The sequence below is a fragment of the Herbihabitans rhizosphaerae genome, assembly GCF_004216555.1.
Taxonomy (GTDB): Bacteria; Actinomycetota; Actinomycetes; order Mycobacteriales; family Pseudonocardiaceae; genus Herbihabitans; species Herbihabitans rhizosphaerae.
Window position 1 is genome coordinate 431,082 of the sequence record NZ_SGWQ01000006.1, and the last position, 9,306, is coordinate 440,387.

At 68.5% G+C, this 9,306-nt stretch carries 8 protein-coding genes and 1 pseudogene; all 9 read right to left on the minus strand.

Annotated features, from left to right (window positions below):
• Positions 1-32 precede the first annotated feature (32 nt).
• Positions 33-1,304 carry an MCE family protein gene (locus EV193_RS20525; protein WP_130345773.1) on the minus strand — a complete coding sequence of 424 codons (1,272 nt, stop codon included), beginning with the start codon at positions 1,302-1,304 and terminating at the stop codon, positions 33-35.
• Positions 1,304-2,554 (minus strand): MCE family protein, encoded by a 1,251-nt coding sequence (locus tag EV193_RS20530; protein WP_130345774.1) that lies wholly within the window; start codon positions 2,552-2,554, stop codon positions 1,304-1,306. Before EV193_RS20530 ends, EV193_RS20525 begins: the two co-directional genes overlap by 1 nt.
• Positions 2,554-3,753, minus strand: a complete 1,200-nt coding sequence (locus EV193_RS20535; protein WP_130345775.1) for an MCE family protein — start codon at positions 3,751-3,753, stop codon at positions 2,554-2,556. Before EV193_RS20535 ends, EV193_RS20530 begins: the two co-directional genes overlap by 1 nt.
• Positions 3,750-4,736 carry an MCE family protein gene (locus EV193_RS20540; protein ID WP_130345776.1) on the minus strand — a complete coding sequence of 329 codons (987 nt, stop codon included), beginning with the start codon at positions 4,734-4,736 and terminating at the stop codon, positions 3,750-3,752. Before EV193_RS20540 ends, EV193_RS20535 begins: the two co-directional genes overlap by 4 nt.
• A complete protein-coding gene (locus tag EV193_RS20545) occupies positions 4,733-5,767 on the minus strand; it encodes an MCE family protein (protein WP_130345777.1) in 1,035 nt (344 codons plus the stop codon). Before EV193_RS20545 ends, EV193_RS20540 begins: the two co-directional genes overlap by 4 nt.
• Complete coding sequence (locus EV193_RS20550; protein ID WP_130345778.1) at positions 5,764-7,131, minus strand: MCE family protein; 1,368 nt, start codon at positions 7,129-7,131, stop codon at positions 5,764-5,766. Before EV193_RS20550 ends, EV193_RS20545 begins: the two co-directional genes overlap by 4 nt.
• Positions 7,128-7,964, minus strand: coding sequence for an MlaE family ABC transporter permease (locus tag EV193_RS20555; protein ID WP_130345779.1), 837 nt, complete (start codon positions 7,962-7,964; stop codon positions 7,128-7,130). Before EV193_RS20555 ends, EV193_RS20550 begins: the two co-directional genes overlap by 4 nt.
• Before the next feature lie 5 nt (positions 7,965-7,969).
• Positions 7,970-8,764: an MlaE family ABC transporter permease gene (locus tag EV193_RS20560; protein WP_130345780.1), complete on the minus strand. Its 795-nt coding sequence runs from the start codon at positions 8,762-8,764 to the stop codon at positions 7,970-7,972.
• Positions 8,761-9,306, minus strand: a pseudogene (locus EV193_RS34165) (hypothetical protein); the annotation flags it as partial. The pseudogene EV193_RS34165 and the gene EV193_RS20560, both read right to left, overlap by 4 nt.

Genomic DNA, 9,306 nt, shown 5'->3' on the forward strand with positions numbered 1-9,306 from the left:
CGGCGCGTGTCAGATCGGTGTTGCCCGTGCCGTCAGCCCGGCAGCCCCAACAGGCCGGCGAGCGAGGTCGGTCCGATGCCCGGCTGGCCGTAGCCGCTCGGCATCCCTCTGGCGTACAGGTCGGCCATGGCCACCTTCGTCCGGTCCTGGTTGGCCGCGATGTCGCCGGGGGTCGGCACCGGAGCGGGTTTCCCGCCGTACGGCGCGTTCTGCGAGCCGCGGACGCCGATCGGGCTGCCCAGCGGCTCGGCGCAGTACGCCGTGCCGTTCTCCGGCTTCGGCGCGACCTCGTTGCCGTTGCGCCGGTCGGTGCCCTCGTAGCCGCGCACGCACGGCGGCGGGTCCCACAGGTTCAGCGCGAACCCGAGGTGCCCGGTGCCGTCGTTGTCACTGGACAGCACGGCCTTGCCGACACCGCTGATCATCGGGTACGACACCAGCGCGAACTCGATCCCGTTCAGCCGGGTGACCAGGATGTTCGACGTGGTGAGCAGGTTCGCCACCATCGAGCTGAGGCCCGGCCCGCTCTCCCGCAGCAGCGAGGTGACCGACTCGGCCACCGGCGGGCCGGCCTGGATCAGCCGGCGGATGTCCGGGTCGGAACTCTTGAGCTGCTCGGCGAGCAGCTTCAGGTCGCCGCTGAACGACTTGATGTTGCCCGACTGGTTGACCTGCGTGTTCAGCACCGGGCCGAGGTCGTTGATCAGCTTGGTGGTGTTCGGCAGGTTGTTCCGCGCGGCCTTGGTGAACGAGTTCAGACTGTCCATCAGGATCTGCAGATCGGGACCGGTGCCGCTGAACGCCTTGTCCAGCTCGTCGACCACGGTGCGCAGCGCGTCGGTGGGCACCGAGGTGGACAGCTGGTCGAGGCCCTTGATCACGACGTCGGTGCCGATCGGCGTCTTGGTCCGGTTCACCGGGATCACCGAGCTGGCGTTCAACCGAGGGCCGGCGTTGCTGGTCGGCCGCAGGTCCACGTACTGCTCACCGACCGCGGACCGGTTGGACACCACGGCGTCCAGGTCGGCCGGGATCTCCGGCGCCTCCGGCTCGATGTTCAGATCGACCTCGAGGCCGTCCTTGGTCAACCGCAGGTCGCCGACCCGGCCGACGTTCAGCCCGCGGTAGGTCACCTCCGCGTTGGTGAAGATGCCGCCGGAGTCGGCCAGCCGCATCGTCACCGTGTAGCCGTCGTTGCCCAGCACCTTGCCCAGCCCCGCGAACCGGAACAGCGCGTACACCACGGCAACGACCGCGATCACCGCGAACGCGATGAGCTGCAGCCTGACCTTCCTGGTGATCATCAGGCACCACGTCCCGTCAGCGCGTTCATGATCCCCGCGTGCCCGGAGGACTGCGGAGACGTCCCGCCCAGCGACGGAATCGGCAGCGGGTCGTTGCCGTAGCTGTTCGAGGGTCCGCCGAGCGACGGCAGCGGAAGCGGCGGCGGCGCGTTGCCCGGCACACCCTGCTGCGGCCCGGCGATGATCGGCCCGAGACCCGGGATGTCCCTGAGCGGGTTCTGCCGGCTGCGGGACAGATTGTCGATGATGTCCTGCAGTTTCAGGTCGACGTCGAGGAACAGGTTGAAGTAGTCGCCGCGCACCGCGTCCATCGCGCCGTCCGGGAACGGCAGCGTGAACAGCAGCTCAAGCGCCTTGGGCAGGTTGCCGCCCGCCTCCGCGAGCTTGCGCAGCGCCGGCGTGAGCGATTTCAGGTCGGCGATCAGGTCTTCCTGGCTCCGGTTCACCGTGTCGATCGCGACCCCGGACAGCGACTGCAGGCTCTGCAGCATGGTCACCAGCTGGCCGCGCTGGTCGGTCAGCGTCTTGATGCCCGGACCGATGTTGTCGATCACCGCGACGGCCTTGTCCTTCTGGCCGTTCAGCGTGCCGGACAGCTTGTTCAGCCCGTCCAGCGCCTTGGTGATGCTGCCCTTGCTGGCGTCCAGCGTCCTGGCCATCGTGTTGACGTTGTTCAGCGTGGCCTTGATGTCGGTGGCCCGGCCCTCGGTCGCCGCGGTCAGCTCCTTGGAGATCGTCTGCAGTTGCTCGAGCCCACCGCCGTTGAGCAGCATGGACAGCGCGCCGAGCACCTCCTCGATCTCGGTGTTGCGGCTGGTCCGGTCGAGCTTGATCACCGCGCCGTCGGACAGCCGCCCGACACCCGGCGTGCCGTTGTTCGGCGGGGCCAGCTCGATGAACTTCTCACCGAGCAGGCTGGACTGGCGCACCCGCGCCACGGCGTTGGCCGGCAGGTTCACGTCCCCGTTGACCAGCAGCGTCGCCTCGGCCGTCCAGCCGTCCTCGGCGAGGCCGATCTTGTCCACCCGGCCGATCGCGACCTCGTTGACCTTCACGCCGGACTGCGGCACCAGGTCCAGCACGTCGCGGAACTGCACCTTCACCGAGTACGGGTGGTCGCCGAGGTCGGCGCCGCCGGGCAGCGGCAGGTCGTAGATGCCGGTGAACCCGCAGCCGGACAACAGCATCGTGGCCGCCGCGAGGCCGGCCAGCTTGAGCCTGATCCCTTTCCGAGTCCCTTTCCGGGTCATCACTTACCTCCCGGGGGCGGGGTGCCGTACATCGCGCCGGCCAGCGGCAGCGGCAGCGACGGCAACTGGTGGCGGTGGAAGCCCTCGATCACCTGGCCGACCGACGGCAGCGGCACCAGGCCCTGGATCACCGGCGCGAGCTGCTTGCAGGTGTCGCCGAGTACCGGCGGCAACTGCGCCGGGGTGAGCTGCTTGACCAGGTTGCAGATCATCACGATCGGCGGCTGGGTCAGCTCGTTGAGCTGCGGCCGCGCGTCCAGGGTCTGCGAGGACGCGTTCCACGTGCCGGCCAGGTTGCTCAGCGCCAGCGGGGCGAGGTCCAGCGTCTCGGCCAGCGAGGCGCGCTGGTCCACCAGCACCTTGGTGATCGACGCCAGCTTGTCCACGTTGGTCTTGATCTTGCCCCGGTTGCTGTCGATGAACTTCTGCACGGTGCCCAGCGCCGTGCCCAGCTCCCGAACCGCCAGGGCGAAGTCGCCGCGCTCGCCGGCCAGGAACTTGTTCACGCTGGCCAGTTGCTGGACGAACTGGTTGACCTGCTGGTCGCTGCCGGCCAGCGCGCTGGTGAACTTCTGCAGGTTGTCCACGGTGGCGAACAGGTCGCCCTGGTTGCCCGACAGCGTGCTGGCCGCCTTGCCGAGCTGGGTGATCGTGTCGTGCGTGACCTGACCGGTGCCGTCCAGGTTCTTGGCCAGCGTGTTCAGCAGGTCCGACAGCGCGCCGTTCTTGTTCGCGCCGTTGGGGCCGAGCGCACTGGTCACCCGATTCAAACTGTCGTACAGGTCGTCGGTCTCCAGCGGGGTGGCCGTGCGGTCCCGGGCCAGCACGACGCCCTCGGCGAGCTCCCGCCCGCCGGTGTACGCCGGGGTCATCTGGATGTAGCGGTCGCTGACCAGCGACGGCGCCACGATCACGGCCTTGGCCTCCGCCGGGATCTGCACGTCGGCGTTGACCACGAACTCGACCTTCACCTGGTCGCCCTGCGGCTCGATCTTCTCGACCTTGCCGACCTTCACGCCGAGCACCCGCACGTCGTTCTGCTCGTAGAGGCCGACGGTGCCGGTGAACATCGCGGTGTAGCGCTTCTCGCTGGTCTCCCGCAGCACCCACCACAGCGCGGCGGCGAGCACCAGCGCGAGCACACACGCGGCGGCGACCGCGGTGGCGAGGTTGCGTCCGGTTCGAGAGGTGGCGGTCATTTGGCGAGACACCCCTCTTGGTTGATCGGGCCGAGGCTCGGCGGGAGGACCGCGCAGATGTAGTTGTCGAACCAGCGGCCGGTGCCGATCGCGTTGTTGAACAGCCGGGCGAACGGCGCGAACTTGATCAGCCCCTGGGCCAGGTTGCCCTCGTTGCGCTGCAGCATCGTGCTCAGCTTGTCCAGGCTGGTCAGCACCGGACCGAGCTGCTGCTCGTTGTCCTTGACCAGCCCCTGCAGTTCCCGGGACAGCGTCTGGGTGCCCGTGAGCAGCGTGCTGATCGCCTGCCGGCGTTTGGTGATCTCACCGAGCAGCAGGTTGCCGTCGCCGATCAGCTTGAGCACCTCTTTGTCCCGGTCGGCGAGGGTCTTGCTGATCTGCTTGGTGTTGTTCAGCAACTGGCCCAGCGCCTGGTCGCGCGAGGAGATCGTCTGCGACAGGCCCTGCAGCCCGGTCAGCGCGGCCTTGATCTCCTCCGGCGTGTTGGCGAACGTCTGGGAGATCACCTCGAAGCTGCGCGCGAGCTGGTTGGTGTCGATCGTGTTGACCGTGTCGGCCAGGCCGCGGAACGCCTCGAGCACGTCGTAGGGCGCGGTGGTGCGTTCCTTCGGGATCCGGCTGCCCGCGTCCAGCGCCTCGTTGCCGGCCGGTTCCAGGGACAGCAGCTTCTGCCCGAGCAACGTCTTGATCTTGATGTCCGCCTTGGTCCGGTCGCCGATCCAGGCGTCCTTGACCTTGAACTTCACCACGACCCGGTCGCCGTCCAGGTCGATGCTCTTCACCTTGCCGACCTTCACGCCGGCGACGCGCACCTCGTCGTCGGTCTGCAGACCGGCCGCCTCGGAGAACTCCGCGCTGTAGGTCGTGCCGCCGCCGACCACCGGCAGGTCGTCGAAGAACACCGCCGTGGTGACCATCAGCCCGATCACCATCAGGCTGACGATCCCGATCGGGATCGGATTGCGTGACTGGAACGACTTCATCGCGCCATGCACCTCTCCCTCGAGGGGGGTGCGATCGGGATGTTCACCGGCTGGTTGATCAGCCCGGGGATCGACACGACACCCTTCGCCGAGCACAGGTAGAAGTTGAACCAGGAGCCGTAGCTCACCGTGCGGGTCAGCGCGGCCGTCTTGAGCGGGAAGTTGTGCAAGAAGGTCTCGACCACCTTCTCGTTGTCGTTCAGGCCGTTCACCAGGCCGCCGAGCGCGCCGACGCTCTCCTTTAGCGGCGCCCGACCCTTCTCCAGGAACCCGGACGTGGTGTTGGCCAGGCCGCCGAGCGCCTCGATCGCGTCCCCGATGGGCTTGCGGTCCTGCGCGAGGCCGGACACCAGCTGCTGGACCTGCACGACAAGGTCGGACAGCTGCGGTCCGCGCGAGTTGATCGTGTCCAGCACGCTGTTCAGGTTGTTGACCACCTCGCCGATCACCCGGTCCTTGCCGGCGATAGTGGTGGACAGCGACGCGGTGTGCGCCAGCAGCGACTCGATCGTGCCGCCCTCGCCCTGCAGCACCTGGATCAGCTGGAAGGACAGCTTGTTCACGTCCTCCGGGTTGAGCGCGCGGAACAGCGGCTTGAAGCCGTTGAACAACTGGGTCAGGTCCAACGCCGGCTTGGTGCGGGCCAGCGGGATCGTCTCGCCGTCCCGCAGCGTCTGGTTCGCGTCGCCGACGCCCTGCGCGAGCGAGATGTAGCGCTGGCCGACCAGGTTGCGGAACTTGATCTGCGCGGTGACACCCGTCGGCAGCTTGCGCTTGGTGTCGACGCTGAACGTGACCTCCGCCTGGTTCTTGTCGACGATCTTGACGTCGTCGACCTGGCCGACGCGCACGCCGGCGATGCGGATGTCGTCGCCCTCAAGCAGCAGCGTCGCGTCGGTGAACCGGGCTTTGTACGAGTTGGTGTCGGACAGGTTCGTGTTCGCGATGCTGATGCCGAGCACCGCCGTCGCGGCGACGGTGATCACGATGAACAGGGTCAGCTTGACCAGTGGCGCGGTGAGGCTCCTCATCGGACGGTCACCTCCGCACCCCGGTACAGCGGCCCAACCAGGAGACTGCCCCAGGACGGCACCTGCGACGGCTGCACACCCATCTGCGGCGCGATCAGCTGCGCCAGGAAGTTGCGCTCCTCGGGCGTGTTCGGCAGGCCGAGGCCCTGGCTGGCGGCGGAGATCTGCGCGGCCGACGGCGCGGTGCTCCCGGACGGCGTGCCCTCCTGCGCGGTGCGCGGCGGCAGCAGCCCGTCGTCGACCGGCTTGGCCGTCGGCGGATACGTCGCGCCGTCACGCAGCGGGCCGTCCGGCGGCATCTGCGGCACCCGGCCGGTGAAGTTGTAGCAGCGCGGGCCGCGGTGCTCGTCGAACTTCGGGGTGTCCTTGCCCGGCTCGTACTTGCCCCGGTTGACGTTGATCTCCGCGGTCAGGTGCGCGCCGGGCTCGTTGGTGCCCCGGCCCATCACGGCGTTGGCCGGATCGACCAGCTCGGCCATCTGCTTGAGGAAGCACGGGTAGGACGGCGAGTACTTCTCCAGCAGCTCGATCGTCGGGCGCGAGGTGTCCACGAGCTGGATCAGGTTGTTCCGATTGGCGCGCAGGAACGACTCCAGGTCACGCGAGGTGGTGGTCAGTCCGGCGAACAGCATGTCCAGGTTGGTGCGCTGCTCGGCGATCGTCTTCGAGGTGACGGTCAGATCGGTCAGCGCCTGCACCAGGTCCGGCGTCGCGTCGCTGTAGGTGTCGCTGACCTTGCTCAGCGCCTCGAGGTCGCGCACCAGCTGCGGGATGTGCGGGTTGATCTCCCCGACCAGCTTGCCGAGGTCGGTCAGCGTCTCGCCGAGCTGCGCGCCCCGGCCCTGCAGCGCGGTGGAGATCGCGGTCAGCGTGCTGGACAGCTTCTGCGGCTGCACCGCCTGGAGCACGGGCAGCAGGTGATCCAGCGCCGCCTCCAGCTCGACCGCCCGGCTGGAGCGGTCCTGCTCGATCTTGTCGCCCTCGCGCAGGTGCACCTCGTCGGGCCGGTTCGGGATCTGCAGTGCCACGTACCGCTCGCCGAACAGCGTCTTCGGCAGGAAGCGCGCGGTCACGTTGCGCGGGACCAGCGGCGCCTTCTCCGGTTCGAGTGCCAGCTCCAGCTCGGCGCCGTCCCGGGTCGGCGTGATCTTGCGAATCTCCCCGACGCGCAGGCCGCGCACCTTCACATCGCCCAGTACGGCCAACTGGTTGCCCACCTTGTCGGTGGACAGCGTCACGGTCGTCACCGGCGTGAACACCTTGTTGTAGACCGCGATGCTGAACGCCATCCCGCCGAACAGCACGACGATGAACGCGACACCGAGCAGGCGGCGCCGCAGCGTGATGACCGATGCTCTGCTCATCCGGCGATCCTTACGGTGGACGTCGTGCCCCAGACGGCGAAGTCGACGAACAGGTTGACCACGGCGACGGTCACGATGGTGAGCCGCACCGAGCGGCCGACCGCGACACCGACGCCGGCCGGCCCGCCGCTGGCGTTGTACCCGTAATAACAGTGCGACATGATGATCAACACGCTGAAAATCATTAGCTTGCCGAACGACCAGAAGACATCTGTCGGCACCAGGAACAGGTCGAAGTAATGGTCGTAGGTGCCGGCCGACTGCCCGTAGAAGTAGATCGTGATCAGCCGCGACGACGCGTACGAGGTCAGCAGGCCGATGATGTACAGCGGGATCACCGCGATGAAGCCGGCGATCACGCGGGTCGTCACCAGGAACGGCAGACTCGGTACCGCCATGACCTCGAGCGCGTCGACCTCCTCGGAGATGCGCATCGCGCCGAGCTGGGCGGTGAAGCCGGCGCCGACCGTCGCCGACAGCGCGAGACCGGCCACGAGTGGCGCCACCTCGCGGGTGTTGATGAACGCCGAGGCGAAGCCGGAGAACGCCGCCGTGCCGATCTGGTCCAGTGCGGCGTAACCCTGCAGGCCGACCACGGTTCCGGTGGCCAGCGTCAGCGCGACCATCACGCCGATCGTGCCGCCGATCACGGCCAGCGCGCCGCTGCCGAAGCTGACCTCGGCCAGGATCCGCAGCGTCTCCTTCATGTACCGGCGCAGCGCCCTCGGCACCCAGGCCAGCGCCCGGACGTAGAAGGACATCTGCTCGCCGGCGTTGTCCAGCATGCCCAGCGGCGCCCTGGCCGCCTTGCGCACCCCGTCCATGATCGCCATCGTGCTCAGCTCCCCTTCTGCGGCACGACGGACAGGTACACGGCGGTGAGCACGAGGTTGACGATGAACAGCAGCAGGAAGGTGATCACCACGGACTGGTTCACCGCGTCGCCGACGCCCTTCGGCCCGCCCTTCGGGTTCAGACCCCGGTAGGCGGCCACCACGCCGGCGATGAACCCGAACAGGATCGCCTTGATCTCACTGATCCACAGGTCGGGCAACTGGGCCAAGGCGGAGAAGCTGGCCAGGTAGGCGCCGGGCGTACCGCCCTGCAGCACCACGTTGAAGAAGTAGCCGCCCATCACGCCGACCACGCTGACCAGGCCGTTCAGCAGGGTCGCGATCAACATGCAGGCGAGCACGCGCGGCACGATCAGGCGCTGGACCGGGTTGACGCCCAGCACCTCCATCGCGTCGATCTCCTCGCGGATCTTGCGCGCGCCGATGTCGGCGCAGATCGCCGAGCCGCCGGCACCCGCCACCATCAGGGCGGTCACGATCGGAGATGCCTGCTGGATGATCGCCAGCACGCTCGCCGCGCCGGTGAACGACTGCGCGCCGAGCTGGATGATCAGCGTGCCGAGCTGCAGCGCCACCACGGCGCCGAACGGGATCGCGACCAGCGCGGTGGGCAGGATGCACACGCTCGCGATGAACCAGCTCTGCTGGATGAACTCCCGGAACTGGAACGGCCGCCGGAAGGTGTTGACGACGACGTCCAGAGCCAGCGCGAACAGCCGCCCGGTCTCGCGCAGAGCGCCGGCACCGGGAAAGTTCGCGCTGGCGGTACCCGCTGTCATCCCTCACCGCCGCCCTGGTTCGGCGGCCGCCACTCGGTGTTGGGCCGCTGGGCGATCTGGTCCTGGGACAGCTCACCGGACAGTCGCTCGTGGCCGCGCGGACGCGGGCTGGGACTGGGATTCGGGCTGGAGCTGGGCCGGCGCGGGGTCTGCCCGGCGGGCGGGACCGGAGTGGTGCGCTGGGACTGATCGACCGGGCGGGTCATCGTGCTGTCGCCGGCGTTGTCCGCGGCGTACGGGCGGGCGCCGGTGTTGACCATCGCGTGCGGCCGGACACCGTAGCGCTGCTGCTCCTCGGGGCTCAGCGACTCGATGATGCTCTCCTGCGCGGCCGACGGGAGCGTGTGCAGGATCCGCATGACACGGTCCTTGCGGCGCACCATGCCGGTACGGACCGGCAGGCCGGGCGTGGGCTGCATCTGCGGTGGCACGCCGGAGATGTCCTCGACGCCGCCGGCGTGGTGGCCGGCTTCGAACATCGCCTTCTCGGCCTCCATCGTGGCGGTGTCCTTCTCCTCGGACATGCCGATCGGGCCTTCCAT

Bases quoted from the DNA above. Each gene is read 5' to 3' on its own strand.
- EV193_RS20525 (WP_130345773.1), bottom strand. From the start codon at position 1,304: ATGATCACCAGGAAGGTCAGGCTGCAGCTCATCGCGTTCGCGGTGATC.
- EV193_RS20540 (WP_130345776.1), bottom strand. From the start codon at position 4,736: ATGAAGTCGTTCCAGTCACGCAATCCGATCCCGATCGGGATCGTCAGC.
- EV193_RS20555 (WP_130345779.1), bottom strand. From the start codon at position 7,964: ATGGCGATCATGGACGGGGTGCGCAAGGCGGCCAGGGCGCCGCTGGGC.
- EV193_RS20560 (WP_130345780.1), bottom strand. From the start codon at position 8,764: ATGACAGCGGGTACCGCCAGCGCGAACTTTCCCGGTGCCGGCGCTCTG.
- EV193_RS20550 (WP_130345778.1), bottom strand. From the start codon at position 7,131: ATGAGCAGAGCATCGGTCATCACGCTGCGGCGCCGCCTGCTCGGTGTC.
- EV193_RS20530 (WP_130345774.1), bottom strand. From the start codon at position 2,554: ATGACCCGGAAAGGGACTCGGAAAGGGATCAGGCTCAAGCTGGCCGGC.
- EV193_RS20545 (WP_130345777.1), bottom strand. From the start codon at position 5,767: ATGAGGAGCCTCACCGCGCCACTGGTCAAGCTGACCCTGTTCATCGTG.
- EV193_RS20535 (WP_130345775.1), bottom strand. From the start codon at position 3,753: ATGACCGCCACCTCTCGAACCGGACGCAACCTCGCCACCGCGGTCGCC.